This window comes from Pantoea sp. NSTU24 (assembly GCF_050157905.1).
Lineage (GTDB): Bacteria > Pseudomonadota > Gammaproteobacteria > Enterobacterales > Enterobacteriaceae > Pantoea.
On record NZ_JBKIWZ010000001.1, the window covers coordinates 2670828 to 2694756 of the forward strand.

Sequence of the window (23929 nt, forward strand, 5' to 3'; positions counted from 1 at the left end):
GTAGAATTGTTTCACAATATTAAAATAAACACAAAACAATTCAGGCTATATTTTATGACTATACAGCAAGTTTTGCAGCAACGAAATATCACTAGACTCTTCCATTTCACACACAGCGAAAATTTATCCTCCATTCTTCACCATGGATTAATAAGTAGAGAAACATTAGATGATGGCGAATTTGCTTATGACTATAATGATGAAATGAGAATTGATGGACATCTAAATGCTACTTGTTTATCAGTAAGTTATCCAAATGCAAAAATGTTATACAAATACAGGCAATCGAAAGGAGGGGATTGGATATTGTTAGCTATTGATCCTTCTGTTTTATGGCAAAAGGACTGTGCATTTTATCCAACGAACGCTGCTTCCAATAATGTTAGATTTAATGAACTCAATCTTATGAAAAGTGTTGAGTCTTTCGAGGCTATTTTCTCAAATAATGTATTTGCGCAGGAGAGACCGCATGATCTTTCAAGTGAATATTCAACAGACGTGCAAGCAGAGGTTCTTGTATTTGACACTATAGAGCCAGCCTACATATTAAATGTCTATCATCCTAACAAAGAATCAGCTAATAATTTTTACAGGTTGCATCCAACAATGAATCATAGATATTATGCTAACCTCAATGGTAGAACGTTGTATTCTCAAAGGCACTTTTATTTAGGATAAGCTATGGCTGTTAGACCTGTTTTCATACCCGTGATATCTAATAATGTATTGTCTATTACTAAAGACTTAGATTTTCCATGGTCTCCGGGAATGGCAAAGGTACAAAAGCAAAAGTCAATTAAAGCATTGCATGCAGCTGCTAACGCACAGGGCTTGGATTCTTTACTTGAGATTTCAAGTAAATCTGAGGATGAGTTAGGTGTAGCACTTAGCGCATTTAACCTAAAAATAAAAACAAGAAAACTTTCCAAAGAGTTTTCTGTTGAATCAGCATTTCAAGCGAGCAAAGTCTTCGAGCATGGTGGCCCTTATGTTGATTTACTTGATAAAGAATCAAGAGATGCAAAAAAAGACATAAGATTAAAAGAATCAGGGAATCTTATGTCTTTTAATTTTTACAATACAATTTGGCCACTTATTCCACGCACAGCATTTTATGATTGGTTATACCTAAGCGCCCTAAATCAAAACAAAAAGTTAGCAGAGCAATTATTACAATTCGATGGATTTACGGATATAGAGTTTAACCCAGCTAAATCAATAAACTGCCAAGCTAGAGCCGCAGCTCTTTATGTCAGCTTAAATAAACTCAACATGCTTGAGGATGCTTTATCCTCTCAGGAAAATTTTCTATCAACATTGAAAAACCATTACACTGCGGATAATTTTTCCATACAGCATAATTTGATATAAGACTTACTAATTTAAATTCTAATGCAGTGTAAAAATAACAAATTATTCATTAAGTGCACCTTCACCTAATGAATAATTTGAAAAGCAATAACATAAGGTCATATGCAATTTTAACTCAAAAAACTCACAATACTACACCGATCATAACCATAACGTTTGCTGCTGGTCTCTTCCGGGATGCGGCGGAACAGGCTTTACCGTCCCAGGCTTCATGATGATTTCTGACACAGTCTCATGAGATTTAAACGTGCAGCTGCAATTGATGTTCTGGCACTGGTTATATCGTTCTTTGGTTGTTGCTGATACCTGAAAGCTGCTGCGGGTATGTGCGGCATTCCCGCATAAAGGGCAATTCATCATCACTTCGTCTCCAAAACCCAATTGAGATAAATATTACTCAATTTAACCATATTGAGATAGAACTATTCCATTTCAAGCGAATCTATTTTCACTTCAAGTTCAATGCTGGTCGTATATCCGCTGTCAGCGCTCAGGCTGTGCGTCAGCGTTGTGATGATCCATTCCCCCGCATCAATCTGCTGCTTGAAGCCACTTACCTTCACCGGCATTTCCGTGTATAGCTCTGCGCGTCCTTTCGCCAGCTGGATTGAGAACGTTGCTACACCACGCTGCAGGCGTTCCCACTGCATTTTGGCCGCCCGTTCGGCGTTGCCCCTGTTCGCGTAAGTGCGGCTTAGTACCAGCACGTTTTCGTCCGTGCCTATAAGGTAATCTCCCTGCTTCGCCTCCGGTTCTTTCTTCTTCTTCGCCGTGGTTTTAAGTCGCCTGCGCTTCACCTTCGCTACAGGCTTTTTTGCCGGTTCGCGGGTGTGGAGCCAACTGGCGATCACGCCGGTGTAGGCGTCGCGGTCCGCAAGGGTGAAGCGGTGGCTGTCTCCGTCCCTGCGCTGAAGGGCGAACACGGGCAGTGCCTTACCGCTTGCCGTTTTCCCCTGTCCCTGGCGGATAAAAAGCAAATTACCGTCCTTGACGCAAGCCACTGCGCCGCACTGTTTAGCCAGGCGCATCAGAAAGCTGGCGTCTGATTCATTGGTCTGATCAAGGTGGTCAATTTCTGCGGCGGCCATGTCTTCACCCATTGCCGCCTTCAGCTTATGGCGTCCGGCGATGTCCCGGACAATTTCGCCTGCGGTGGTTTTGTGCCAGGTCTTCTCCCGCTTCGTGTTCAGCGTCTGCCGGAAGTCCGCGCTGCGCGCCCTCAGCGTCAGCCGGTCAGGCGTGCCGCTGTGCTCGATTTCGTCAACCGTATAGCTGCCTTTCGGAAAAAGTGCCTCTCCCTGCCAGCCCAGCGACAGCGAGAGTACGACGCCCCGGCGCGGCAGCTGCAGCTGGCCGTCTGCGTCGTCCAGTTCGATGTCCAGCTGGTCCGCCTCAAAGCCCCGGTTATCAGTGAGCGTCAGGCTCAGCAGGCGCTTTTCCAGCTTCTGCGTGATGTCTGCGCCGTCCATCATCAGACGGAATGCGGGGGAATTCTGCTGGCCGTTAATCCACGGGGTTGTCATCATGAGAATAACCCTCCTGCTGCGGCGCTCACCTTCCCGGCAGCGGTAACTGCTGCGCCCTGCATGGCAGACAGCTGATCGCTGAGGCTGCCGAACATTTCCCCCAGTGATTCATCGGTGCGCTTCAGCGTCAGCGTGAATTCAATGCGGCGGCACACACCGCTGCTGAAGAACTCCGCTTTGGTCTGACTCAGACTTTCAATCACGAACATGCCGTAAATTGTTCCGCTGCCCTCAATAAGCGGCCACGCGCGGCCCAGCTCTGCAATCTGCTCCAGCGCAAACAGCGACAGCCTGCCGCCGGTAATCTCCGGCAGCAGCACGCCGGAAAGCGTCAGCGTGTCGTTGTCCGGGCCCAAGAACTGCAGCGAAGGCCGCACGCCTACCCGACTGTTTGACGGAAAGCGCCAGCTGCGCTGATACTGCAGCTCCTGATAGGGCACCGTTTTCAGCATGAAAACAAATAGGCCCAGCGTCATCATCATTCCTCAACCCCCCCTCTGTCCCGGTAACTGCTGCGGGCGCGGGCCTGCGCCTGCCGCTCTTTTGCCTCAAGCCTGCGCATCACCTCATCAACCAGATCCTGCTGGCTCTGGCCCGGCTGCTGCACGATGGTGAAGGAGGCGTGAATCTGCGGTGCAGCCCCCTGTGTAGCGCTGCCACTCATGCGCGGTGCTTCCTGCCGGTACGCCTGAACCGGCAGGCTTAGCGGGTGCAACGGCTTCGCCTCCGCCGTCGCTCCGGCACCACCCAGCGTCAGCGCCGCCAGTGCTGCCAGCCGTGCTGTGCTCCGGCGGCTGGTCACGTTCGCCGGACCGCTGACCAGCTCCGGCCCGTTCTCACCGGCCACGCCGAACTTCCCGGACGGAATAAAGCCGCCGCTGTCGTACATGCCCGCAAATCTGGGGAATCCGCCCGGCGGCAGGGATGCAGCACTACCCGCTTTTACTGTTGCCGGTCGCGGCAACTGCGGTGCGTCGGGCTTATCGCCGCCCGGCTTCAGAAAGTCCGGCAGATAGTCGGTCAGTGAAGACAGCTTGTTTTTGATCGCGTCCCACTTCTGGCTGATACCCGCCATCAGTCCGTCAATCATCTGCGAACCTGCCTCCTGAAACCTTGCGGGCAGGGCCTGCACGTCGGCGACAATCTCCCCCCACTTTGTGCTGATGTAGGTGCGGATCGCGGTCCAGACGCTACTGACCTTTGTGCTGATACCATCCCACAGCGCGGCAAGTTTTGGCCCCAGCGTGTCCCAGTTCTGCCAGATAAGCAGCGCCCCGGCGGCAATCAGCCCGATCACGGCCAGAATCGGGTTTGCGAACATCAGCCGCCCCAGCCACAGCACGCCGTTCCCCACGATGCCGATGGCGCTTTTTATTAATCCGAACGCGCTGAACGCTTTTATTCCCAGCACGTTAAAGCTGAGCCGCAGCAGCGCCATCGGCCCCAGCACTGCCGCAAGGCCGATCATGAACGTACCCAGCGCCAGCACAATCACGGATATCACCGCAGCCGCTTTTACCAGTGCGCCCGCCAGCTCCTTGTTATTTTCCACCCAGCGGCGGGTCACGCCGGTGACTTTTTTCACCATATTCATGATGTCCATCAGCGGCGTGCGCAGCGAATCGCCCAGGCCGCTCATGGTGTTGGAAACGCCGGTTTTAGTCAGCATCCACTGTGCAGAAAACGAGTCCTTATTGATGTCCGACTCTTTCTGCATGGAGCCTTTCGCCCCGTCGCCCTGAGTCAGCTGCAGCTGTCGCCTCAGCTCCGGCATGTTGTTAGCGAGTTTGGCCGCATCCTTGCCGAACTCCTTACCGAAAACCATCGTCATGGCCGTCAGGCGCTTATCAGCAGGCAGGTTATTCACCTTTTCCAGCACGCGCTGGATGGTTCCCATCGCGTCCGTGGTCATCTGCTTTTCAATCTTTGCCGGGTCCAGTTTCAGCAGCGCCATGCCGCCCATAAACGACTTGCTCTGCATGGTCGCAACGGACAGCTCGCGCACCATTGCGTTCGCCGCACTGGCGGCGGTTTCCGACGTTGCGCCCAGGCTCAGGAAGGTTGAGCCAAGCGCGGCGGCCTTGCGGTAGTCCAGCCTGTCGGCCACGCCGCCCATACGCTGCAGCACGTCGATGATGTCCGAACCTTTGGACATGGCGTTATCGTCCAGGTAGTTCAGCGCGTCGCCCAGCTGCTCGATGTTGCGCGTGGGGATTTTGTACAACTGCGCAATCTTGCCCAGCCCTTCGGCCAGCTCACCGGCGGGCAGCTCAAACGCGGTGGACGCTTTCGCCGCCGTGGTGGCGAAAGCCATCAGGTCGCGCTTCTGGTCCTCATAAGAATCGTTCTGGTTAGTCACGCCCATGCGTGCGCCGCCCTCAACCAGCGCGGCGTAATCTATCGCGCCGTTTTCCATCGGCAGCTGCTCACTGGCGGCCTTGATGGCGGCCTGCATGTCATAGAACTGCTTCGTGCGGTTTCCGTCGTTGTCGCGCAGCCCGTTAACCTGCTTTGCCACACCCTTCATGGCGTCTTCCATTGCCGCTGAAGATTTCACAGCGGCCAGCACCGGCGCGCCCATTGCCAGCCCGGCGGCAGACGTTGCCGCACCGGCACCGGCCACGCGATAGCGCACCTCAAGCGATCGGGAATATCGCTCACGTACCGCGCTCAGCTTTGCCTGCCGTTCTCCCAGCTTTTTAAGCGACTGCTGCTGCCGATCAATCGCGGCGCGCGCCTCGTCTGACTGACTTTTCAGCTCGCGCTGTGCCTGGCTCAGTTTCTTTGTATCGATACCGGCAGCGCCCAGCGCCTCACGCTGACGCTGCACCGACAGGCGCAGCCCGTTGTAAGTCTGCTGCAGCTGGCTGGCGCGGTTTTTTGCCTGCTCCAGCACGCGGGCCTGTGCAGCGGTGGGCTTGTTTGTTTCCGTAAACTGCACGGCCAGCCGCGCCGCTTCTTCGCGGGCGGCTTTAAGGTTGTTAGCAGTGATGGCAAGCTGTGAGCGGGTTTTACGGAAGCCGTCAATGCGCCCGGCCTGTGCGTCCAGCGCCTTGAGGGTGTTGCGCGTGTCGCGCAGTGTGCCAGCCAGCTCGCGCGTGCTGTCGCGGGCGCTGCGGAAGGGGCGCGTCAGCTTATCGACCGCGCCCAGCACGACCTGCAAACGCAGATTTTTATCACTCATCGCTGGCCCTGTGTCGCAGGATTGCTTTGTGCCGCCACTCCAGAACCTCCGTCAGCGTCATGGACTCGGTAACGGAGGGCGGCCAGTGAAAGACGGTAGCAATGTCCGCCACCAGATCGTCTACCGTCAGGCCGTCGCTAAATCCGACAGGACCGACTTCTTCAGCAAAAAAGTGACCACCTCTACCGACAGGCTGACCAGATCGGCGGGGTCCATTTCGTTAATTTCCGCCGTGGTCAGCGCCGGGGTGGTAATGCGCGGCAGCACGGTGATCAGCGCGTTCACGTCCATGTCCAGCAGCGCCTGCAGGCGGGTGCCGCGCAGCGCACCGGACTGCGGCTTGCGCACGGTGACGGAGGTGATTTCGGTTTTGCCGCGCAGGATCGGGGTGTCCAGCTCAACGACTTTTTCATTTGGCGTGGTTTTGTCAGTCATGATTTGATTCCGTTAAAAAGAGAGATAAGCGGCAGGCGCAACGCCTGCCGTTTTGATTACAGGCCCAGCGCGTTGCGGTGCGCTTCCATCAGGTCCTTACCGTCCACGATGTGGATCATGTTCACGATGTCGATCTCGTAAACCACTTCGCCGTTAATGGTCAGCTTTGCGTAGCTGTTGGTTGCGGACACTTTGGTGGTGCTGGATTCGCCGGTTTTCCATTCGCCGGAATCCAGCTCCTTATAGCGTCCGCGCGTGACCAGCTCGACCGCCTGTACTTCGCCGGTGTCGTCGCGCTGAATGGAGCCGGTAAAGCGCAGCTGAATGCCGTCCACAGTGGTGGTGCCCATCTGCTTAATCAGCAGCGCTTCAGTGCCGCCAATGGTGAATTCCGTATCCAGCGCGCCATCGTCCAGGCCCATGTCAATGTCCACAGCACCGGCCATGCCGCCGCCGCGATACTTCTCAAACTTGCGGGTGAATTTCGGCAGCGTCACGGACTCAACCAGCCCCTGCCAGTTGTTGCCTGAGTTGAACACGTTCAGGTGCTTGAGTTTGCGGGGTAATGCCATCTTTCCGTCTCCTTATGCGCTGACGCGGCTGCTGAAATCGACCAGGTAACGGTCTGTGATGCGCTGGCGCAGCAGCAGGTTTTCCAGCGGCGGCACCGGCGTGTAGTCGTAATCGATCAGCAGCTTGCCCGCCTTAAGCGTGTCCTTGTCGTTCACGCTCTCGTCCAGCCAGCAGTCCGCGCCAATCAGATAGCCCTGATTCACCAGGCTGCGCAGCTTCGCGCGGATGCTCTCGATGATGTCGCGGGCCAGCGACGGGTTCAGCGCACCGTCAACACTCCACATCTGTGCTTCTGCCATCGTGTCCATCAGCACCTGCGCGGTACGGGTGTAACACTCAAACTGAAACAGCGCGTCATCGCTCAGGCAGCGGGAACCCCAGAAGCGGAAGCCATCTTTGCGGATCAGCGTGGTGATGTCGTTCTGGTTCAGCAGGCCCGCATCGGTGGCCGGGTCCTGCAGGTCCCAGAAAACGTCTTTTGAAATGCCGGTGACGCCGTTGACGCCAACGTTTGACAGGGACTTGTGCCAGCCGGTCTGCTGGTCAATTTTGGCGCGCAGGCCCAGCGCGCGTGCGGTGGCGTAGGCCGTCGCGTCCGCCTTCAGCACGGTGTCAAAGCTGATGAAGTCAGGCCAGATCAGCATCCCTTCGCGCTGGCTGAAGTTGGCGCGGTAGGCAATCGCCTCTTCAACGCTTTTACAGCCATACGCGGACAGGTAGGCAAAGCCGCGCAGGCTCTGCGCCACGCTCAGCAGTTCGGTGGCGACGGCTTTGTTATCGTGGCCGGGCACGCCCAGAATACGGGGGTTAACGCCGCACTGAGACTGCGCAGCCAGCAGCGCCTTCATGCCGGTGCGCTGGCCGTCGGTCACGCCGCCGATGATGTTGGCGGTGGTTTCCGCTTCGGTCTGGCCCTGTGGCACGCGCACAACGACGGTGACGGGTTTTGACTGATCCGCGATGGCGTCCAGTGAGCGGGCCAGCGTACCGGATTCCCCGGCTTTGCCGCTGGCGGTGAGTACGTCGGTTAACAGCACCGGGCGGTTTAGCGGGAAGGTGGCCGCGTCGGCGTCGTCGCCGGTGCACACAAGCCCCACAATCGCGGTGCTGACGGTGGTGATGGTTCGGGTGCCCTCGTTGATTTCCTCAACGCGCACGCCGTGGTGATAATCCTGTGCCATATGGCGGTTCTCCTGTTTAGGGGTTCCGCTATGGTCTATGGTCCGCTATGCCGGGGCACGCGCTGGCCGTTGTGCCGTCTCTGGCACAATAAACACACGGCTTTCACGTAGGTTTTTTTTCGAGGCGGATGTGCCGGTAAAGTGTCTTCACTGGCACGTCCAGTGTGTGAGTTAATAGAGTATTTAAAGGTTTCATCATTCGAAAAGCGGCTATGGAAATGAGCCGCATAGATTTTCTACTTTTAATTTGAGCAGTAATGAATTCCCAAAAAAGTAATCCCGACAAGAATTAATGAAAGAATAAACTGCACGACTTTCTTCTTCGACAAAAACCTTGTTAAAACCATCCAATAGCAGGGTATTAAGAGAGTAAGCATAAACCCTATGACAACTGCATCACGATGGGGCTCGGCAATCTTTCGATATGAATCAAGAAATACATGAGGCGCGGTCAATATCCAAAAGGTAAGCATCGCAATGTAGAATAAATTTTTACCTCTCTTCCAGGCATCTAAAACGCCTAACCTGTCTAAAGCATAGGAAATAAAAGCAAAGGTTGCTGCAGCTAACTCTATATAAGCAAAAGCTTGTGGGAAATTATCAACAAAACCATAAGGATTGAAAAAATAAACCCCGCTCCATATTGAACATGCGAGGACATATATTATGCTAAATGCATGAGGGCACTTGCAGTGAATCATTACTATTTCTTCCTTAAAATTAATTGGCGAAAGAGTTTTATACATTGTAGAAAGTTTTTTAACAAACAAAAATTAGTGTGGTTAACTATACAAAAAAATTAGTGCCGCCAGCAGCAGCTTTGCGCCTTGCTTCAGCATCAGCCTGACACACTCCCCGTTTCCGGTTGTCACCTGCCGCCGATACGTCCTTTAACCTGCGCAACGCTGGACATTAATGATTCTAAAACTGGTAGCTGGAAACGTTAGAAACTCTGCCGGTGATGCAGGTAGTGGTGGCGGTCTGACCGTTAATGGCGATCTGAACATTTAAGGAGGAGACGGCAGCGATGCGCACGGCGTGGTCAGCGCTTTATCTAATCCTTACCTCGGTGGTTCGGGTGATGGCGGTGTCAGCTATTGGGAAGGCGGCCCGCGCAGTGCAGAGAAAACCACGTCGGGTGCTCAGGCGCCATTTGGTGCGGGCGGTAGCGGTGATATTCGCTCAACGCCTTATATTAACCACTATGGTTCAAACGGGGTTATTTACATTGAAGAGACAGTTGATGAAAACTTATGCTCGGATTGAAAATTAGTGCGTTGCTGAAATCGTCTCGCTGAATGTGGAACCTGAAAAACTCTATCATTCGTAACTGGTATGAGTGGATATCACCACGCTGCCCGGACGGCCTGATGTTAATTATAGCGATGGCATGTTTAGCGCCCCGGCTACAGAAACTGAAAACGCTGTGCTGATTGCCAGCAGCAGGATGGCCGCTGAAATGGATGAGGTAAACCGGACAATTGCGCTGCTGCAGAATGCAGTTGATATCAACATAGCGACATACTAAGAGACTAACCGCCCCACACAGTGGAAGCGTTACCGAGTAGCACTCAGCCGAATTGATGTCAGTAAAGCGCCAGACATTAAATGGCCGGCAAGACCAAAATGATTAAAGAGTGTCAGCTTACAGTGAAGCTGACACTCTTTGTGTTAGGGGATAAAGCAATTAAAAGATATTTATTTTTTAAAAGCCTCATATCCTTCATCACAAATAAGATCGACGATATTTTCTGACATCACGAAAGAACCCTATGTTTTTAATTGAAAAAAATCAGAAGTCATTGATATCCTGTTTGGCTAAATACTGAAACTCACCAACCTTATTATCCACTAACTCGCGCATTGCTCTGAAAAGATCATTATCCTGCATCTCACCCTTCCGTAACACAATGAATTGATTGACGGCATCGAGGAGATGAAATGCACAAATTCTTAGTGGGTCGTCCGCTACAATTTCTAATTCATGATAAAGTTTGAGATATGCAAAATAATCCTCACCATCAGCTCTGCATTGATTATCCCTATATTTTTGCACTAATACATGTGAAGTTGTCAGAAAATCCACGTATAATGCCTTCTTGCTCGCAGCTATCTGACGCCGATGTAATGCTTCGTCCTTGATGATCTCATGCTTCTGATTCCGAAAAAGCATAAGAAAACCAGCAACGGCGCTAATTATAGCTCCAAGACCTATCTTTACTGCTGAGTCAACAATCTCAATCCAACTCATTACAAATATCACCGGATATTACAAGGGTAAATATATTATAACGATAAAAGCCCAAGTTTTGACTAACTTAATTTCTAATATGTTTCGGTTGCTCTTATTATGGCTGCTTAGGCCAGATGATTTCCTCAGAGTCGTTTGTGTCAATCCGCATCAGCATGACGCGGTATTTTTTCCACGCTACAAGCTGGCTTGTCTCCTCATCAGTCGCTATTCCTAAATCGCTCGCATCCTGCAGAGGTTGAATAGCCGCGTCAGCTTCAGCCCGCAACCTGCTGCGCTTGCCTTCTGCCTGACTGTTAAGTTCCTCAGCTGTCGGTGGCGGCGGCTCAGTCAGGCACGGAAGCATGTCATCACCGCAGGCAATCACCATTCCTTTTGCCTGTCCGGCTAGTAAATCAGCCCATTTATTGTCAGTAATTTTTATCGCGTCATCAGGGATAACAAGGTTGATGCTTGTATCGTAAAAAGCATTTGCAGATGGTGAATATTTTTTCATTCAGTACCCCAGCGCCAGCCAGTAAATTCCCTGGCTGGTTGAGCCAGAGCCTGTATTAGTGAGATCAAAAGATGCTTTATTGCGGAATTGCGCCCCCACGCCGTATTCCCCCGACAGTGGTAAAGACGACCCCTTGCAAGCCATGACAGTGACTCCCGCTGTCGGGAACTCAATCGGCAGCACAACCGCCGTCGTTGCTTTTTGTGCAAACGTTCCATACCCCCATTGCAAAATCAGGCCATTTGGTAGCCGGGTATAACCATTTCCCGATTTAACCGCTGAGAAAAAACTCATATCAGGCAGCTGATTAGTGCCATTGCCTACGGTCTTTTTTGCCGCGTCGCCTAAACCGAGGTTTTTGAGAACATCAGCAACCAGCCCGGCGTCTTTGAGTTCTGCCAGGGCGCTTGCGATCTGCAGGTACTGGTTGTGTGGATTTTTAGCATCGGTGTGCGTTTTCATTACGCTTTCAGCGTAGGCTTTCACCTCAATCACAGCACCATCCACATACTTCCGCGTTGCCAGTACCACGGACGGGTCAATTTTCAGGGTGATTGCGTCAGTGCTGTTAACGATCAGGAGCATGCGCACGGTCTGCGTGCGCCCGCTGCCTTCCTGCAGCGCGGGCTTGTACGTTTCCGGCGTGTTACACACGGCAATCAGCGTGCCGTCTGCGTCGAACAGGCCCATTTCCCTGATCCAGAATCCGCCCTCATTCTCCGGGATTACCTGTTCGGCAATCACCTGGCTGGCGTTGGCCGGGTCAATGCTCAGCGTGTTGATGGCAGCACGTCTCCACTCATTAACCAGCTTTGTCTGGCTGGCGTTCGGCGTCAGCAGTGTGCCGCCACCGTCGCCCACAGCCATCTGTGTGATGTTCAGTTTTGTGCCGAGCGCGGCGGCGTTGGCAATCTTCGCCGCGCCCAGGTTGGTTACGATCGCATAGTATTTTTGTGTCATGGTCCCACTTCCATAAGGTCAATAACGTGTACCGCCGCGCCGCCATAAACCTCGCCGCTGACGGAGATAATTTCCGGGGTGTACGGGTAAACGGTCAGATCATCACCGTCATAGCTGGCTGCTGCCATGCGTGTTTCGCCGTTAACCTGCAGGTTGATGGACATTCCCAGCAGGTGACGGCTGCAGGGTTTTGCATCGCTGATCAGCCGCTCAAGCTCCTGATAGGTTTCTTCAGTAATGCCCTGGTCCTGCACGCCAATGTCCAGGCGGAACGTGCCGGGCGGCTCATTGGTTTTCCACCACTCAATAACCCGGATCAGGAAGCCGAACGGTTCCACCACGCGGCGGATGGCGCTGATGGTGCCTTTGTGCTGATGAATATAAAACGCATCGCTCACCACCTGCCGTTTGACGCTCTCAGCCCAGCTTTCGTCCCAGCGGTCCACCGAAAAGGCCCAGGCCAGATAAGGCAGAAAGCTCACCGGGCAGGTGGCCGGGTTCCACAGGTCGCGCAGCGGCACATTCAGCCCGGAAATCCCGCTGCACGCCTGCGCCAGGCGGCGCTCCAGCGCAGACGAACCGGGCGGCATCAGGCTGCTGTTGCTCATGCCACCCCCTGATCGCCCGCCACGGAAATGTCCGTACCGGTGCAGTAACCCGCCTGCGTGCGGTCCATGATGATGTCCTCCGCCGGTTCGGTGATTTCCACCCAGTCCACACCGGCCACACGCATCACCGCCCCGTAGGACTCACGCCGCACGCTGCGCCCCAGCTTTTTCTGTTCGGTAAGGTAAGCCGCCAGATTAGCGTTTGCCGCCTCAAGGCAGGGACCGGCGGCCACGCCGTCGAACAGGTGCAGCCTTGCCTTCACGCTGTAGTTGCGAATAGTCGCCCTCTGAACCGTCACACGGTCGGCCATCGGGCGCACGCTGTCGGCGCTCAGTGCTGTGTCCACTGTAGTCAGCAAATCCGCTGCCGCCGTGCCGTCGCCGTCGCGGCTCAGGACAGTGATCAGGACTGTCGCCGGTGACGGGCTGATGGCGGACACGTCCTGCACCCGGCCATCGGCGCTTTTAGCGTGAAACTCATACGCGCCCGTCGGTCCGGCCACGCTCAGCCCCTCAAACGCCTCCGGCACTCGCACGCGCAGTGCGTCGTCTGACTCCATCACTGCATCCACCGGCGGCACCGCGTCGGGATTAGCTGGCGTAATGGTCAGGCGCTTCACGTTATTGCGGGCGGCCTGCTGGTCCAGATCGCTGCCGATGGCGTAGGCCACCATCACCGCCTGCGCCGCCTCGTTAATGCGCTGGCGCAACAGGATTTCGCGGTAGGTGCTTTCCTGCAGGCTTTTCACAATCGGCTCAGACTCCAGCGCCAGCACGCGGCGCATGGCGGCCTGTTCATCCGCCGGATAAAGCGCAATCAGCGCCTCTTTACGCTCTGCCAGCAGTGTTTCAAAGTCCGGCACCTCAATAATCTGCGGCGCAGGCAACTGGGAAAGGTCAATTACTGCCACTGTTCACCCCCGTTGGTACAGACATGGCAACCGGCGAACCGTCATCCCGCTGGCCGGTCAGCTCAACCACCATAGAGCCGTCAAAGTCGCTGGTAATGTTTACGGTGCTCAGCCTCACGCGAGGTTCCCAGCGGCTGATAGCGACATACACTGCCGCCATTACCTGCAGGCGGATCACGTCGTTCTGTGGCTGGTCAATCAGCACCGACAGCAGCGAGCCGTAATCACGCCGGGCGATGCGGCTGCCTTCCGGGGTGATCAGGATGTCGCGCATGCTCTGCCGGATGTGATCGATGTCGGTAATGGCTTCGCCGGTGTCGCGGTTCATGCCGAGATACATCATTGCGGGCCTCCTGACATATCGCCGCCACTCTTAACTTTGTCGTGTAAGTGCTTATCAGCAATCACGCCGTTAGAACTCATTGAACCGCCGCCGTGTGTCACATCTCCGTTCATCGTGGTATCACCGTTGATCCGTGTCTGGCTGGCCTCTATCCCCAGCGCATCGGTGATCAGCTGAATGCCGTCCGCCGCTTCAATGCGCACGCTTTTGATGTTTTTTATCAGCAGCTGGCCGGTTTCCGGCTCGTACTGAAACCAGCCACCGTCCTTAAACACGGTGGTGGTGCCGTCTTCCGAGTAGTCAGGCGGCGGGAAGGCTTCGGAATAAATGGCAGGCAGCGCAAAGGCAGTTTCAAGATTGCCGCCCAGGCTCAGCAGCACAACCTGCTCCCCGACGGTGGGTTTCCACCACGTGCGGGTGCTACCGGCGCGCAGGGTGAGCCAGTTAATCCAGTTGGTTTCTAGGTCACCCGTTTTCACCCGGCACAGCCAGTTCACCGGATCAACTTCGGACACTGTGCCGGTGCGGATCAGGTTAGTGATAAGGCGCATAATTTCGGTAAGTTGTGTATTCATGCCATTACATTGCAACGGCTCAAAAATTCTGGCATCAATAATGTGTTGTGTGGTGATTCGTACAAAAGCTATTGCAAAAAATGAGGTATAAGTGGACGCTAGATTAGGCTTACCCAAAAGGTTTCTTATAACATTACTGTCACTTGTTGCGCTGACGATGGTGCTCTGGTTCATAAGCAAAAATAAAGCAGATCAGTTGATGATAATCTGCCTTTCGCTTCTATTGTTTTTTTCGGCTATACATGGCGCACTTCTGATAAGAATGGGTAATTTTGACGTTTATAAAAATGCCTTAAATGCCATATGGAACATTTACACAGCTTGCGCCTTTATTTATGGTATTTACATAATAATTAATTATTCAGCCACCGGACTTAATAACCCGGAAGACATCATTAAAATGGTAACAACTAAAACTTTCCTAATGATGCCTGTAATAATTTCCCTAGGCGCTGTCTGTATAGTTCGCGCTGGTTATTCGGTTGCAGAAATATTCAAAGTCCAGATTATTCAAAGTAAAAAAAATCGGGCCGAATACCAACAGTGTAAAATAGCCGACTAATCAAATGTCTATTGCGACAGCCATCGCAGCAGAGTTTCGCGCACCGTACTTTCCACGTCGCCGTTCACGCCCAGCAGCGGACGTTCCGCATATTTCACCATCGGGCCGCGACGGCTTACCCGGTCCCGCAGGCCGTAATGATGGACGCGGGCCAGCTTCTGCACCGACGGAACAAAGGCAACTTCTGCGGCGTCTGCGCCTGCCTGCGCCTTGAAATATTTTGCCGTTTTCAGCTTCGCGAACATGCCGCGACGGATGCGCCCCTTTTTGCTGCGGGCGCTGACGCGGCGCGGCTCCCATGCGGTGCCGTCCGGGGAACGTTGTGCTGTGATGTTTGCCTGCTGAATGTGGCGCACGTCGCGTGCCACCTCTCGGAGCATCTTTTTCCGGGCCGCCGGTTCCAGCTGTGAGAGAAGCGCATCCAGCCAGGCATCCACTTCATGCAGTTCAGCCATGATTCACCGTCCAGAGCTCCTCCGGCGCGTCCGGTTCCGGCACCGCCTCAATGCGTGCTTTGCCGTCCTCAATGGTGGCTATCACGCGCTCGGTCAGCTTCAGGTCCATGCTGATGTCACAGCGGTCATTCGCCAGAATATCGACCTCAAACGAAAACAGCCTTTCACGCGCCTCACTGTTCTGCAGCGCGTCAGGCTGGTTTTCCCGCAGCCACAAAAGCACCGGGGCCATCAGCAAATTCTGATCGCCGGTGAAGTCGGTGATCACTACGTTCAGCGTGTAGCGGTACTCCCACGACAGGGACGCGGCTGACGTGGCAATCAGCTGGCCGCTGTCCACGAACAGGTGCAGGCGATCCGGGTTGTCGGCCACGTAGGGGACCGACTTATTCAGGGCGCTGCGTAAGAACTGTGGCTTGTTCATCGTCTTTTTCCTGACAGCTGATGATGGTATCGACCTTACCGGCACATGCCGCCCAGGCAGCCTCTGTTTCCTCAATCTGTGCCAGAAGATCGCCGTTAGTGCGCGGTCCTGCCGGGTCCAGCTGGCAACGGGTGATTTTCGGGCAGCCACTGACGGTAAGATTCACCTCCTGCGAGGGCCGGTCGCTGGCGCAGCCGGACAACAGGATCAGGCAGAGCGGTATCGCTCCAGCGGCGAAGGTTTTCATTTTCACGTTTCAGTTCCTCAATCTTTCTCTGCCGGTCGCGCAGCAGCTGGCCGTTGCGTTCGGCGGCGGCGTAAAGCTGCGTCTGCGCCTGGCTGCTGGTCTGCGTCAGGATATTCAGGGCAATCAGCTGGCTGTTTTTCTGGCTCAGCTTTTTGCCCTGGCCCTCAATGGTGGTCTGCTGCGCATCAATCCTGCCGTGGGCGCTGCTCAGCCGGTAAGACTGCACGCCGGTGACAAGCAGCAGGATCAGCACGATAACTGCCAGTGCGCGCGTCAAGCTGCGGCCCGTTCAGGCTCTGCCAGCTGACGCCGCATAATGGAGAAAATCACCATCATCAGCAGGTAAAAGACCAGGGTGATAACCCAGCCGGAAAACGCCAGCGTCAGCACAATCAGCAGCTTGAGCACCCAGCCATAAATCCGCCCAATCAGAGAAGGCCTGTCCGGGACAAAGAACTTACGCAGTGCTGCCTTAAACTCCTGCCGTGCTTTGCCTTCTGCGTAAAGCGCCAGAACACTGCTGGCAGACAGTAACCCGGTGATGATATTTAAGAGCCACGTCACTGCTACAACTACATTCACGGCAGCGCCCTGCGGATGATGTAATCCGGCCAGCACTACCATCAGATAAATAACCATTACCACCCAACCCGCTAATTTCTCTTTCATCTGCTCAGACTCCTTTAAGGCACCATGCCAGCTCACGCCCGCGCCGGTTATCCAGCCCCTGATTAAATACGCCGTTCACGTACACCCAGCGCGGCAGCTGATAACACGCCTCGCGCCACTGGCCCTCTTTCAGCAACGACACCATCGTGGAGCCGCACACATTGCCGGTGCCAACGTTGAACGCCAGCGACACCAGCGCGTCATAAACCTGCTGCGGCATGGAAACCGCCACGCAGCGCGCCAGTGCCGCCTCAGTGCGCAACACGTTGGTGATGAAATTCCCCGCCGCCTGCCGTTCCGTGATGGACTTACCCGGCACCACGCCGGACGTGTTGCCTATCCCGTCGGTCCAATTTCCCGCGCTGCACTGGTACGGCTGCAGGCGGCAGCCCTCATAGTCGGCAATCAGCCGCAGCCCCTCGACGGAGGTGTGCAGCTGCTGAAAGCCGGGCATTGATGCGGCCAGCGCCAGCACCACGCCCACGGCGCAGCGTTTAACGGTCTGCAGATTCATATTCCCCCCGCGTAATGCGCCCGCTTGCCAGAAGCTGATAGGTTTTGTGTTTGTAGTACCAGCTGATAAGCGCCATCAGCAGGCCGATAAGCACACCGGCCACGGTGGACATGTCTTTCAGGTCCATGCCGCCAAGCCACGCCATCACCACCGCAATGCACCAGGTTAAAAAGGTGCTGATTTTTTCCCACATGATTCAGTCCCAAAGCTGGACGGCCTGCACGGTGGCCGTCGCTGTCACGTCCGGCAGCTCCACCTCCAGCCCGTGCGGTAAGAGGGGGCCGTGCTCCGCCAGCCCCGGATTTGCCTGCAGCACCTGTTCCGTCATGCCCTGCGTGCGCCCGTAGTGACGCCAGCAGAGTGCGTCCACCGTGTCATACTGCTGCGCACGCACTTTCATCAGATAAGCTCCACGGTGCAGTGCGGCATGTCCTGCACGCGACTGACGGCCCAGCGCGCATCGCGCCACAGGTCGCCGCTGGCATCAGCCAGTTCTTCCCCGCGCTTCACGGCGGCTGCGGTGGCGTCAAAATCCTGATAGCGCTCGTTCAGCACCGCGCGCGTCCAGCACCACACCGCATTTTCATAGTGATGCAGCCGTACGCTTACACCGGCCAGCTTCTCAGCCGGAACATCGGCCAGGCCGTTATGCCCGGCCAGCTCCTGCCGCTCACGCCACGGATAAAGCTCTGCGTTGACCTCCGCCATTGCAGTAAGCACCACCTGACGCAGACGCTCCGGTGTCACGGTGCCGTCAACGCGCATGACGCTGCGGAACTTCGCCAGATCAACGTCCGGCCAGAATGAATTGTTGGGGATGATGTCCGGCGCTGCCGTCGCCTTCTGTGGCGCGATAAATTCCATTGCTCTGTTACTCCTGAATAGGTGGGCGGTGGACGGGGTTTTGATGCGGCGCTGCCTGTCGCCACCCCGTGCCGCCCCGCGCGTGGGCACGTCCGGTTATCAGCTGGCGTTACGGATCTTCCGCTCCAGCTGCTCAATGTCTTTTTTAACGCCGCACTTCTCGTCCAGCTGCAGGGCACGCTTCAGATGGTTCAGCGCGGATGCAGGGTTGCTTTCCGTCAGCACCCAGCCGATGGACTTATGCAGACGGGCACGCGACTGATCGGGCATGTCGTGTGCGTCGACCACCTCCAGCGCCTCCAGCAGCAGGGCCGGATCAAAAGGCGTCTTTGCCAGGATGGCAGCCTTTGCCGCGTCGGCAATTTCTTCTGCCAGCACCGTCGCCGTGGTGCGGCTTCCCAGCGGCATCGCCCAGCTGTGCTTCAGCGCGTGGCGGCCAATCGCGAGCGCACCGGCATAGTCACCGGCGTCAACGCGCCAGAGCATCACGTACATCAGCACGTCGTCCTGCTGCGCGCCGTCGGCGCTCAGCACGCCCTCAGCCCAGGCAGCGTACTTCGGCAGCACCTCCACCTTGATTTCGGCCTTTCGGACGTTGGACTGAATGCCCTTGAGGCGGCGGCGGTCTTCGTTCAGCTGCAGCAGCATCAGGTCATAGCCCTTTGTGCTGCGGCCACTGCCGACCGACCGGGCGGCCTCCTGTGCCTGAATAAAGCGCGTATGCGCGCGGAAAGGATTGGTCACGGGTTACGCTCCGGCGTTCTGGTCAGCGCCAGCGCTGCCGGTTGAGTCATCCGCGCCGCTCATGGACTTCACCACGCTGGCCGCCACGGCGGCGATGCGTGCGATTTCCGCTTCGCTCATTTCGCCCGGCTCTTTCTCCGGCTCCTGCTCCAGCAGCTCGATGTTTTCCACCAGGCAGGTACAGTCGTAGTCCTCAACCACGTAAGCCTCGTTAACCGACTCAAGGTTTTCGATGCGGTCACGTTTCGGGTTGTCGATGATCGAGCGGCGGCGCGTTTCTTCCTGCCAGTAGATGGACAGATTATCCAGGCGGGTGATCAGCAGCGCATTCGCCGGGAAGTACGGGGCGCGGACCGCCTGCAGGCCGCCGATGCGCTTCTGGCTGATGATCAGATCAGCGGCCAGCGCTTCAGTGTTGGGCTGGCTCTGGTTGACCAGCGGGAAATACTTATCAGCCAGCAGCTGGCGTCCGCAGATCACCACCAGTTCGGTGTCGTCCTGATACTGCACGCCGATTTTTTCCGACACCGCGCCCATCACCACCGTGTCCAGGTTACGGAACAGGCCGTTTTTACCCACGGTGATTTTGTCCGACACCACCTTGCCATCGTCACCGATGTGCTGACCCAGCACCTGCGCCGGTTTTTCCTGGCGGATTTTTTCAAGCCAGCCAATATTCACGTCCTGCAGCAGCGGGTTCTGCACGCGGTTGGAGGTTTTCTCACGCTTCAGGCCGTTGAAGCCGATCATGATGCGGTCCAGCGCCTGACGCTTCACGATGGCGTCACGGATGCGCACCTGGAAATCGCTGAACTTCGCCCACATGTCCAGCTTTGAATAAGGCAGCGCCGTGTCAAAGTTGGTCTGCGTGCATTTGTAGCCATCGCCGTCGATATAGGTCGGATCGGTCGGCTCGCGCTCTTTCTGGGTGGTATCGGTGGTGCCTGCAATGGTGGTGCCGATCCCCAGCCCCAGCCGTTCGCCGCTCTGCTCACTGACCGGCATGATGTTGATGGCCTGCAGGAACGCGGACGACTCCTGAATTTTGCTTTCCAGCGTCTGCGACACGGACGGCTCAATGGTGAATTTGCTGTTCAGCGCGGACAGGTCAATCTTGTTGATTTCTGCCAGCACCGACATGTAAGCATTCAGCTTAAAACGGGTAGTATTTTTCATCGCTTCGCTTTCTCTGTTCGTTAAAAAGTTTTGCCGCCGCTGTATCAGCAGTCGGTGCGCACTTCGCCGCCGCTGCCGTTACCCTGCGTACGCGGGCGGACCTGCTGGCGGCCATCTTCCCGGCTCAGCTGCTGCTGCAGTTCGGTGAAGTCCGCCTGCAGCTGTTCGCGCTTCAGCACTTCCTCGCCCAGCGCACTGCTGAAATGTAATTTCAGGCTGGCGGCCTGTTCGCTCAGCGCCGTTTCAATGCGCGCGCTCAGGTCCTGCTGCTCGGTGGCGATAAGCTCAACGGCCTGATGCACGTCGCTGAAGCGCGCCGCGTCGGTCTGCTGCTGTCTGCTGAACATCGCCTTGATGCGGGTAAACAGGGCGGGCTTTTCATCTGCCACGTCCTCAAACTCGATCAGGGTTTCTTCAGCGGCAGAGAAAACGTTGTCAGGATGTTGCTTGCGGTTTGCCAGCGGGTTCGCCCCGGCGCTGGCGCTGAACTGCAGCATTTCGGTGCCGAGGCTGGCCGGATCGTCGGTCACAGCAAGGCCAATCAGATAGGCCGCGCCGGTGTCTGCGAATTCCGGGCGGATTTCCATAGAGGTAAAGATTTTCTGCATGGTGCCGGTCAGCGTGACCAGCTCGTCAGTCGGGTTGATCAGGGCATACAGCCCCAGCCTGCCCTTCAGCGGGCCGTCGCTGATTTCTTCAGCGTCCAGCGCTTCCACTACGCCAAAGCGGCGAAACGGACTGTCTGGCGTGTAGCCCTTGATGTGCTCCATGTTGATCACGGCGGTGTACAGCTCAGGGCTGTAATTTGCCGCCATCTGTTCAAGCCAGCTGCGCTCGATGGTGCGCCCGTCCGTGGTGGCACCTTCCACCCCGATACGAAAACGCTTTGCTTTCTTTGCCATTGTCCAGGCTCCGGTCAGTAAAACTCTGTGAAGCTCTATGGTTGCGGCGTAGGGGGTATTGAAACAACGCGCGGACGTTGTGCGGGAAACCACACAATGAGGGATGGCGGAAAAGGAAGCGGCGGGGCCGTATTTTGGCTGCATGAACATGACACCCGCCCCCGACGACCTCGATCCCCGCAGGCAGGCTTTACTGCTGTACTTTCAGGGATACCGCATCGCCCGCATTGCTGAAATGCTGGGAGAGAAACCCGCAACCGTTCACAGCTGGAAGAAGCGCGATAAGTGGGGCGACTATGGCCCGCTGGATCAGATGCAGCTGACCACAGCCGCACGCTACTGCCAGCTCATCATGAAGGAGCAGAAGGAAGGGAAAGACTTTAAGGAAATCGACCTGCTGGCGCGGCAGTCCGAGCGCCACGCCCGGATCGGTAAATTCAGCAACGGCGGCAATGAAGCGGACCTGAACCCGAACGTGGAGAACCGGAACAAAGGCCCGCGCAAGCCCCCTGAAAAGAACCTGTTCAGCGACGAGCAGATTGAGAAGCTGCAGGAGGTTTTCCACGGCTCGATGTTCGGCTATCAGCGCCAGTGGTGGGAAGCCGGAAATAAATACTCAGTCCGCAACCTGCTGAAGTCGCGCCAGATTGGTGCCACCTTCTTTTTTGCCCGCGAGGCGCTGATCGATGCGCTGACCACCGGGCGCAATCAGATATTCCTGTCAGCCAGCAAGGCGCAGGCGCACGTCTTCAAGCAGTACATCATTGAATTTGCCCGCGAGGTGGACGTAGACCTGAAAGGTGACCCGATGACGCTGAGCAACGGCGCGTGCCTGTATTTCTTAGGCACCAACGCCCGCACCGCGCAGAGCTATCACGGCAACCTGTACCTGGATGAATATTTCTGGATTCCGAAGTTTCAGGAACTGCAGAAAGTGGCGTCCGGCATGGCGCTGCACAAGAAATGGCGCGAAACCTATTTTTCCACGCCGTCCAGCCTCACCCACAGCGCTTATCCGTTCTGGTCCGGCGCGCAGTTCAACAAGGGCCGGGCCAAAGCTGACCGGGTTGATATCGATCTCAGTCATCAGTCACTGGCCGCCGGTCGCCTCTGCGAAGACGGCCAGTTTCGCCAGATCGTCACGGTTGAAGATGCTGTGCGCGGCGGCTGTGATTTGTTTGACCTGGAGCAGCTGCGCACGCGCTACAGCCCGGAGGACTATCAGAACCTGCTGATGTGCGTCTTCATGGACGATCTGGCGTCGGTGTTCCAGCTGGCCATGCTGCAGAAGTGCATGGTGGACAGCTGGGAAGTCTGGACCGACTTTGAAGCGCTGGCGCTGCGCCCGTTCGGCTGGAAAGAAGTCTGGATCGGTTACGACCCGGCGAAGGGAACGCAGAACGGCGACAGCGCCGGGTGCGTTGTCATGGCACCGCCTGCCGTGCCGGGCGGTAAGTTCCGCATCCTTGAACGCCACCAGTGGCGCGGAATGGACTTCCGGGCACAGGCTGACGCCATCAGGACGCTGACGCAGCAGTATAACGTGACCTATATCGGCATCGACTCAACCGGCGTCGGGCTGGGTGTATACGAGAACGTCAAAGCCTTCTTCCCGCAGGTGAAAGAGTTTGTTTATAACCCTAACGTGAAGAACGCCCTGGTGCTGAAGGCTTACGACACCATCGCCAGCGGGCGCCTGGAGTTTGACGCCAGCCACCTCGACATTGCGCAGTCGTTTATGTCTATCCGCAAGGCCACCACGGCCAGCGGCAACCGTCCGACCTATGAAACCAGCCGCAGCGAGGAAGTCAGCCACGGCGATTTAGCCTGGGCGACCATGCACGCGCTGGCAAACGAGCCGCTGCAGGGACAGGCGGCACACACGCAGAACATTGTGGAGATTTACTGATGAGCAAACGCAGGAACCGCACCCGCACGCAGCCCGTGCAGCAGCCGGATAAAATGACCAGCGGGGCAGCATCGGAGGCGTTTACCTTTGGCGACCCGATTCCGGTGCTGGACCGCCGCGAACTGCTGGACTATGTGGAGTGTGTAATCAATGATCGCTGGTATGAACCACCCGTAAGCGTTGACGGGCTGGCGCGCACGTTCCGTGCCGCCGTGCATCACAGCTCACCCATCAGCGTGAAGTGCAACATTCTGGCGAGTACCTTTATACCGCACCCGTTGTTGAGTCAGCAGGCGTTCAGCCGCTTTGCGCTGGATTACCTCATTTTCGGCAATGCCTATCTGGAGAAGCGGACCAGCCGCCTCGGTAACACGCTGAAGCTGGAGCCGTCGCTGGCGAAGTTCACCCGGCGCGGTCTGGACCTCGATACCTACTGGTATGCGCACTATGGCATTAACACGGAACCCTATGAGTTTGCGAAGGGCAGCGTGTTTCACCTGATGGAGCCGGACATCAATCAGGAGATTTACGGCCTGCCGGGCTACCTGTCTGCCATCCCGTCGGCGCTGCTGAACGAGTCCGCTACCCTGTTCCGCCGTAAGTATTACCTGAACGGCAGTCATGCGGGTTTCATCATGTACATGACCGACCCGGCGCAGAGTCAGCAGGACGTGGATAATATCCGCGGAGCCATGAAAAGCGCGAAGGGCCCTGGCAACTTTCGTAACCTGTTTATGTACAGCCCGAACGGGAAAAAAGACGGCATCCAGATCATCCCGCTGTCTGAGGTGGCGGCAAAAGATGAGTTTCTCAACATCAAAAACGTGAGCCGCGACGACATGCTGACCGTGCATCGTGTGCCGCCGCAACTTATGGGGATCATTCCAAACAACACCGGCGGATTTGGTGATATTGAGAAGGCCAGCAAGGTGTTTGTGCGTAATGAACTCATGCCACTGCAGAGACGCTTTGAGGAATTAAATTTATGGATTGGAGAAAAAGTTATACGATTTGAAGATTACTGTTTATAGTCAATGATTAGCGTCCTA

Annotated in this window: 34 protein-coding genes and 1 pseudogene; 7 read left to right on the top strand and 28 right to left on the bottom strand. The window is 55.7% G+C overall.

Translation table 11 applies throughout. From position 1 onward, the window contains the following. The first annotated feature begins 54 nt into the window (after window positions 1-54). Together ACLHDD_RS12615 and ACLHDD_RS12620 are read left to right on the top strand one after the other, a co-directional pair. Entirely contained in the window at window positions 55-678 is a 624-nt protein-coding gene (locus ACLHDD_RS12615) for a DarT ssDNA thymidine ADP-ribosyltransferase family protein (protein ID WP_427104389.1), read from the top strand. A gap of 3 nt (window positions 679-681) precedes the next feature. Beyond that, window positions 682-1371 (top strand): DarT1-associated NADAR antitoxin family protein, encoded by a 690-nt coding sequence (locus ACLHDD_RS12620; RefSeq protein ID WP_427104390.1) that lies wholly within the window; start codon window positions 682-684, stop codon window positions 1369-1371. A gap of 141 nt (window positions 1372-1512) precedes the next feature. Here the strand turns inward: ACLHDD_RS12620 and ACLHDD_RS12625 are convergent, their stop codons facing one another. From ACLHDD_RS12625 to ACLHDD_RS12665, 9 genes are all read right to left on the bottom strand, one after another. Then, a complete protein-coding gene (locus ACLHDD_RS12625; protein ID WP_427105210.1) occupies window positions 1513-1731 on the bottom strand; it encodes an ogr/Delta-like zinc finger family protein in 219 nt (72 codons plus the stop codon). 62 nt (window positions 1732-1793) lie between these two features. Further along, complete coding sequence (locus ACLHDD_RS12630; protein WP_427104391.1) at window positions 1794-2897, bottom strand: phage late control D family protein; 1104 nt, start codon at window positions 2895-2897, stop codon at window positions 1794-1796. After that, the gene (locus ACLHDD_RS12635) at window positions 2894-3379 is read right to left on the bottom strand and encodes a phage tail protein (protein ID WP_187512336.1); all 486 of its coding nucleotides are present in this window, start codon (window positions 3377-3379) and stop codon (window positions 2894-2896) included. Before ACLHDD_RS12635 ends, ACLHDD_RS12630 begins: the two co-directional genes overlap by 4 nt. Next, the gene (locus tag ACLHDD_RS12640; RefSeq protein WP_427104392.1) at window positions 3376-6081 is read right to left on the bottom strand and encodes a phage tail tape measure protein; all 2706 of its coding nucleotides are present in this window, start codon (window positions 6079-6081) and stop codon (window positions 3376-3378) included. The genes ACLHDD_RS12635 and ACLHDD_RS12640 overlap by 4 nt, the downstream gene beginning before the upstream one ends. Next, window positions 6074-6193, bottom strand: a complete 120-nt coding sequence (locus ACLHDD_RS12645) for a GpE family phage tail protein (protein WP_033786692.1) — start codon at window positions 6191-6193, stop codon at window positions 6074-6076. The genes ACLHDD_RS12640 and ACLHDD_RS12645 overlap by 8 nt, the downstream gene beginning before the upstream one ends. A 14-nt stretch (window positions 6194-6207) precedes the next feature. Then, a complete protein-coding gene (locus tag ACLHDD_RS12650) occupies window positions 6208-6516 on the bottom strand; it encodes a phage tail assembly protein (protein ID WP_060680948.1) in 309 nt (102 codons plus the stop codon). A gap of 56 nt (window positions 6517-6572) precedes the next feature. Beyond that, a complete protein-coding gene (locus ACLHDD_RS12655) occupies window positions 6573-7088 on the bottom strand; it encodes a phage major tail tube protein (protein WP_427104393.1) in 516 nt (171 codons plus the stop codon). 12 nt (window positions 7089-7100) lie between these two features. Then, window positions 7101-8270 (bottom strand): phage tail sheath protein, encoded by a 1170-nt coding sequence (locus tag ACLHDD_RS12660; protein WP_427104394.1) that lies wholly within the window; start codon window positions 8268-8270, stop codon window positions 7101-7103. 242 nt (window positions 8271-8512) lie between these two features. Next, a complete protein-coding gene (locus ACLHDD_RS12665) occupies window positions 8513-9016 on the bottom strand; it encodes a hypothetical protein (RefSeq protein ID WP_427104395.1) in 504 nt (167 codons plus the stop codon). A gap of 292 nt (window positions 9017-9308) precedes the next feature. Here ACLHDD_RS12665 and ACLHDD_RS12670 point away from each other — a divergent pair, with 292 nt between their 5' ends. Then, a complete protein-coding gene (locus tag ACLHDD_RS12670; RefSeq protein ID WP_427104396.1) occupies window positions 9309-9536 on the top strand; it encodes a hypothetical protein in 228 nt (75 codons plus the stop codon). A gap of 277 nt (window positions 9537-9813) precedes the next feature. Beyond that, window positions 9814-9900 (top strand): annotated as a pseudogene (locus ACLHDD_RS12675) (tail fiber assembly protein); the annotation flags it as partial. A 162-nt stretch (window positions 9901-10062) separates the two neighbouring features. Here ACLHDD_RS12675 and ACLHDD_RS12680 read toward each other — a convergent pair. The 7 genes from ACLHDD_RS12680 to ACLHDD_RS12710 all read right to left on the bottom strand — a co-directional run bounded on the left by ACLHDD_RS12680 (window position 10063) and on the right by ACLHDD_RS12710 (window position 14414). Continuing rightward, complete coding sequence (locus tag ACLHDD_RS12680; RefSeq protein ID WP_427104397.1) at window positions 10063-10521, bottom strand: hypothetical protein; 459 nt, start codon at window positions 10519-10521, stop codon at window positions 10063-10065. A 97-nt stretch (window positions 10522-10618) separates the two neighbouring features. Beyond that, complete coding sequence (locus ACLHDD_RS12685) at window positions 10619-11017, bottom strand: tail fiber assembly protein (protein ID WP_427104398.1); 399 nt, start codon at window positions 11015-11017, stop codon at window positions 10619-10621. Then, window positions 11018-11977 (bottom strand): phage tail protein, encoded by a 960-nt coding sequence (locus ACLHDD_RS12690; protein ID WP_427104399.1) that lies wholly within the window; start codon window positions 11975-11977, stop codon window positions 11018-11020. After that, window positions 11974-12585: a phage tail protein I gene (locus ACLHDD_RS12695; RefSeq protein ID WP_320504160.1), complete on the bottom strand. Its 612-nt coding sequence runs from the start codon at window positions 12583-12585 to the stop codon at window positions 11974-11976. The genes ACLHDD_RS12690 and ACLHDD_RS12695 overlap by 4 nt, the downstream gene beginning before the upstream one ends. Continuing rightward, window positions 12582-13496, bottom strand: coding sequence for a baseplate J/gp47 family protein (locus tag ACLHDD_RS12700; protein WP_427104400.1), 915 nt, complete (start codon window positions 13494-13496; stop codon window positions 12582-12584). The genes ACLHDD_RS12695 and ACLHDD_RS12700 overlap by 4 nt, the downstream gene beginning before the upstream one ends. Beyond that, window positions 13483-13839 carry a GPW/gp25 family protein gene (locus ACLHDD_RS12705; protein ID WP_154210505.1) on the bottom strand — a complete coding sequence of 119 codons (357 nt, stop codon included), beginning with the start codon at window positions 13837-13839 and terminating at the stop codon, window positions 13483-13485. The genes ACLHDD_RS12700 and ACLHDD_RS12705 overlap by 14 nt, the downstream gene beginning before the upstream one ends. Beyond that, complete coding sequence (locus tag ACLHDD_RS12710) at window positions 13836-14414, bottom strand: phage baseplate assembly protein V (protein WP_154210506.1); 579 nt, start codon at window positions 14412-14414, stop codon at window positions 13836-13838. The genes ACLHDD_RS12705 and ACLHDD_RS12710 overlap by 4 nt, the downstream gene beginning before the upstream one ends. Window positions 14415-14505: 91 nt before the next feature. On the opposite strand from ACLHDD_RS12710, the gene ACLHDD_RS12715 reads away from it, so the two are divergent. Further along, window positions 14506-14976 (top strand): hypothetical protein, encoded by a 471-nt coding sequence (locus ACLHDD_RS12715; protein WP_427104401.1) that lies wholly within the window; start codon window positions 14506-14508, stop codon window positions 14974-14976. An 8-nt stretch (window positions 14977-14984) separates the two neighbouring features. Here the strand turns inward: ACLHDD_RS12715 and ACLHDD_RS12720 are convergent, their stop codons facing one another. The 12 genes from ACLHDD_RS12720 to ACLHDD_RS12775 form a co-directional block, all read right to left on the bottom strand. Beyond that, entirely contained in the window at window positions 14985-15431 is a 447-nt protein-coding gene (locus tag ACLHDD_RS12720) for a phage virion morphogenesis protein (RefSeq protein WP_427104402.1), read from the bottom strand. Then, window positions 15424-15855, bottom strand: coding sequence for a phage tail protein (locus ACLHDD_RS12725; RefSeq protein WP_427104403.1), 432 nt, complete (start codon window positions 15853-15855; stop codon window positions 15424-15426). The genes ACLHDD_RS12720 and ACLHDD_RS12725 overlap by 8 nt, the downstream gene beginning before the upstream one ends. After that, window positions 15818-16057, bottom strand: a complete 240-nt coding sequence (gene lysC / locus ACLHDD_RS12730) for an Rz1-like lysis system protein LysC (RefSeq protein WP_427104404.1) — start codon at window positions 16055-16057, stop codon at window positions 15818-15820. Before lysC ends, ACLHDD_RS12725 begins: the two co-directional genes overlap by 38 nt. Beyond that, window positions 15951-16379, bottom strand: coding sequence for an Rz-like lysis system protein LysB (gene lysB, locus ACLHDD_RS12735; RefSeq protein ID WP_427104405.1), 429 nt, complete (start codon window positions 16377-16379; stop codon window positions 15951-15953). Before lysB ends, lysC begins: the two co-directional genes overlap by 107 nt. Next, on the bottom strand, window positions 16376-16771 hold the full coding sequence (locus ACLHDD_RS12740; protein ID WP_427104406.1) for a DNZ54_00345 family protein: 396 nt from the start codon (window positions 16769-16771) through the stop codon (window positions 16376-16378). Before ACLHDD_RS12740 ends, lysB begins: the two co-directional genes overlap by 4 nt. A 4-nt stretch (window positions 16772-16775) precedes the next feature. Next, window positions 16776-17285: a lysozyme gene (locus ACLHDD_RS12745; RefSeq protein WP_427104407.1), complete on the bottom strand. Its 510-nt coding sequence runs from the start codon at window positions 17283-17285 to the stop codon at window positions 16776-16778. Next, on the bottom strand, window positions 17266-17478 hold the full coding sequence (locus ACLHDD_RS12750) for a hypothetical protein (protein ID WP_427104408.1): 213 nt from the start codon (window positions 17476-17478) through the stop codon (window positions 17266-17268). Before ACLHDD_RS12750 ends, ACLHDD_RS12745 begins: the two co-directional genes overlap by 20 nt. A gap of 3 nt (window positions 17479-17481) precedes the next feature. Continuing rightward, window positions 17482-17685 (bottom strand): tail protein X, encoded by a 204-nt coding sequence (locus ACLHDD_RS12755; RefSeq protein WP_033786650.1) that lies wholly within the window; start codon window positions 17683-17685, stop codon window positions 17482-17484. Beyond that, a complete protein-coding gene (locus ACLHDD_RS12760) occupies window positions 17685-18149 on the bottom strand; it encodes a head completion/stabilization protein (protein ID WP_427104409.1) in 465 nt (154 codons plus the stop codon). Before ACLHDD_RS12760 ends, ACLHDD_RS12755 begins: the two co-directional genes overlap by 1 nt. Window positions 18150-18248: 99 nt before the next feature. Continuing rightward, window positions 18249-18893 (bottom strand): phage terminase small subunit, encoded by a 645-nt coding sequence (gene gpM, locus ACLHDD_RS12765; RefSeq protein WP_427104410.1) that lies wholly within the window; start codon window positions 18891-18893, stop codon window positions 18249-18251. Window positions 18894-18896: 3 nt separating this feature from the next. Further along, window positions 18897-20069 carry a phage major capsid protein, P2 family gene (locus ACLHDD_RS12770; RefSeq protein WP_427104411.1) on the bottom strand — a complete coding sequence of 391 codons (1173 nt, stop codon included), beginning with the start codon at window positions 20067-20069 and terminating at the stop codon, window positions 18897-18899. A 44-nt stretch (window positions 20070-20113) separates the two neighbouring features. Beyond that, window positions 20114-20971 carry a GPO family capsid scaffolding protein gene (locus tag ACLHDD_RS12775; RefSeq protein WP_427104412.1) on the bottom strand — a complete coding sequence of 286 codons (858 nt, stop codon included), beginning with the start codon at window positions 20969-20971 and terminating at the stop codon, window positions 20114-20116. Window positions 20972-21113: 142 nt separating this feature from the next. On the opposite strand from ACLHDD_RS12775, the gene ACLHDD_RS12780 reads away from it, so the two are divergent. Together ACLHDD_RS12780 and ACLHDD_RS12785 are read left to right on the top strand one after the other, a co-directional pair. Continuing rightward, window positions 21114-22880: a terminase ATPase subunit family protein gene (locus ACLHDD_RS12780; RefSeq protein ID WP_157354360.1), complete on the top strand. Its 1767-nt coding sequence runs from the start codon at window positions 21114-21116 to the stop codon at window positions 22878-22880. Further along, a complete protein-coding gene (locus ACLHDD_RS12785; protein WP_427104413.1) occupies window positions 22880-23911 on the top strand; it encodes a phage portal protein in 1032 nt (343 codons plus the stop codon). The genes ACLHDD_RS12780 and ACLHDD_RS12785 overlap by 1 nt, the downstream gene beginning before the upstream one ends. Window positions 23912-23929: the final 18 nt, after the last annotated feature.

Coding starts and splice junctions, on each gene's coding strand:
- ACLHDD_RS12775 (WP_427104412.1), bottom strand. CDS start 20,971: ATGGCAAAGAAAGCAAAGCGTTTTCGTATCGGGGTGGAAGGTGCCACC.
- ACLHDD_RS12685 (WP_427104398.1), bottom strand. CDS start 11,017: ATGAAAAAATATTCACCATCTGCAAATGCTTTTTACGATACAAGCATC.
- ACLHDD_RS12750 (WP_427104408.1), bottom strand. CDS start 17,478: ATGTGGGAAAAAATCAGCACCTTTTTAACCTGGTGCATTGCGGTGGTG.
- ACLHDD_RS12745 (WP_427104407.1), bottom strand. CDS start 17,285: ATGAATCTGCAGACCGTTAAACGCTGCGCCGTGGGCGTGGTGCTGGCG.
- ACLHDD_RS12625 (WP_427105210.1), bottom strand. CDS start 1,731: ATGATGAATTGCCCTTTATGCGGGAATGCCGCACATACCCGCAGCAGC.
- ACLHDD_RS12740 (WP_427104406.1), bottom strand. CDS start 16,771: ATGAAAGAGAAATTAGCGGGTTGGGTGGTAATGGTTATTTATCTGATG.
- ACLHDD_RS12620 (WP_427104390.1), top strand. CDS start 682: ATGGCTGTTAGACCTGTTTTCATACCCGTGATATCTAATAATGTATTG.
- ACLHDD_RS12650 (WP_060680948.1), bottom strand. CDS start 6,516: ATGACTGACAAAACCACGCCAAATGAAAAAGTCGTTGAGCTGGACACC.
- ACLHDD_RS12680 (WP_427104397.1), bottom strand. CDS start 10,521: ATGAGTTGGATTGAGATTGTTGACTCAGCAGTAAAGATAGGTCTTGGA.
- ACLHDD_RS12615 (WP_427104389.1), top strand. CDS start 55: ATGACTATACAGCAAGTTTTGCAGCAACGAAATATCACTAGACTCTTC.
- ACLHDD_RS12655 (WP_427104393.1), bottom strand. CDS start 7,088: ATGGCATTACCCCGCAAACTCAAGCACCTGAACGTGTTCAACTCAGGC.
- ACLHDD_RS12785 (WP_427104413.1), top strand. CDS start 22,880: ATGAGCAAACGCAGGAACCGCACCCGCACGCAGCCCGTGCAGCAGCCG.
- ACLHDD_RS12630 (WP_427104391.1), bottom strand. CDS start 2,897: ATGATGACAACCCCGTGGATTAACGGCCAGCAGAATTCCCCCGCATTC.
- ACLHDD_RS12760 (WP_427104409.1), bottom strand. CDS start 18,149: ATGGAATTTATCGCGCCACAGAAGGCGACGGCAGCGCCGGACATCATC.
- ACLHDD_RS12770 (WP_427104411.1), bottom strand. CDS start 20,069: ATGAAAAATACTACCCGTTTTAAGCTGAATGCTTACATGTCGGTGCTG.
- ACLHDD_RS12705 (WP_154210505.1), bottom strand. CDS start 13,839: ATGATGTATCTCGGCATGAACCGCGACACCGGCGAAGCCATTACCGAC.
- ACLHDD_RS12635 (WP_187512336.1), bottom strand. CDS start 3,379: ATGATGATGACGCTGGGCCTATTTGTTTTCATGCTGAAAACGGTGCCC.
- ACLHDD_RS12640 (WP_427104392.1), bottom strand. CDS start 6,081: ATGAGTGATAAAAATCTGCGTTTGCAGGTCGTGCTGGGCGCGGTCGAT.
- ACLHDD_RS12660 (WP_427104394.1), bottom strand. CDS start 8,270: ATGGCACAGGATTATCACCACGGCGTGCGCGTTGAGGAAATCAACGAG.
- ACLHDD_RS12690 (WP_427104399.1), bottom strand. CDS start 11,977: ATGACACAAAAATACTATGCGATCGTAACCAACCTGGGCGCGGCGAAG.
- ACLHDD_RS12710 (WP_154210506.1), bottom strand. CDS start 14,414: ATGAATACACAACTTACCGAAATTATGCGCCTTATCACTAACCTGATC.
- ACLHDD_RS12665 (WP_427104395.1), bottom strand. CDS start 9,016: ATGTATAAAACTCTTTCGCCAATTAATTTTAAGGAAGAAATAGTAATG.
- ACLHDD_RS12720 (WP_427104402.1), bottom strand. CDS start 15,431: ATGGCTGAACTGCATGAAGTGGATGCCTGGCTGGATGCGCTTCTCTCA.
- ACLHDD_RS12780 (WP_157354360.1), top strand. CDS start 21,114: ATGAACATGACACCCGCCCCCGACGACCTCGATCCCCGCAGGCAGGCT.
- ACLHDD_RS12695 (WP_320504160.1), bottom strand. CDS start 12,585: ATGAGCAACAGCAGCCTGATGCCGCCCGGTTCGTCTGCGCTGGAGCGC.
- ACLHDD_RS12755 (WP_033786650.1), bottom strand. CDS start 17,685: ATGAAAGTGCGTGCGCAGCAGTATGACACGGTGGACGCACTCTGCTGG.
- ACLHDD_RS12725 (WP_427104403.1), bottom strand. CDS start 15,855: ATGAACAAGCCACAGTTCTTACGCAGCGCCCTGAATAAGTCGGTCCCC.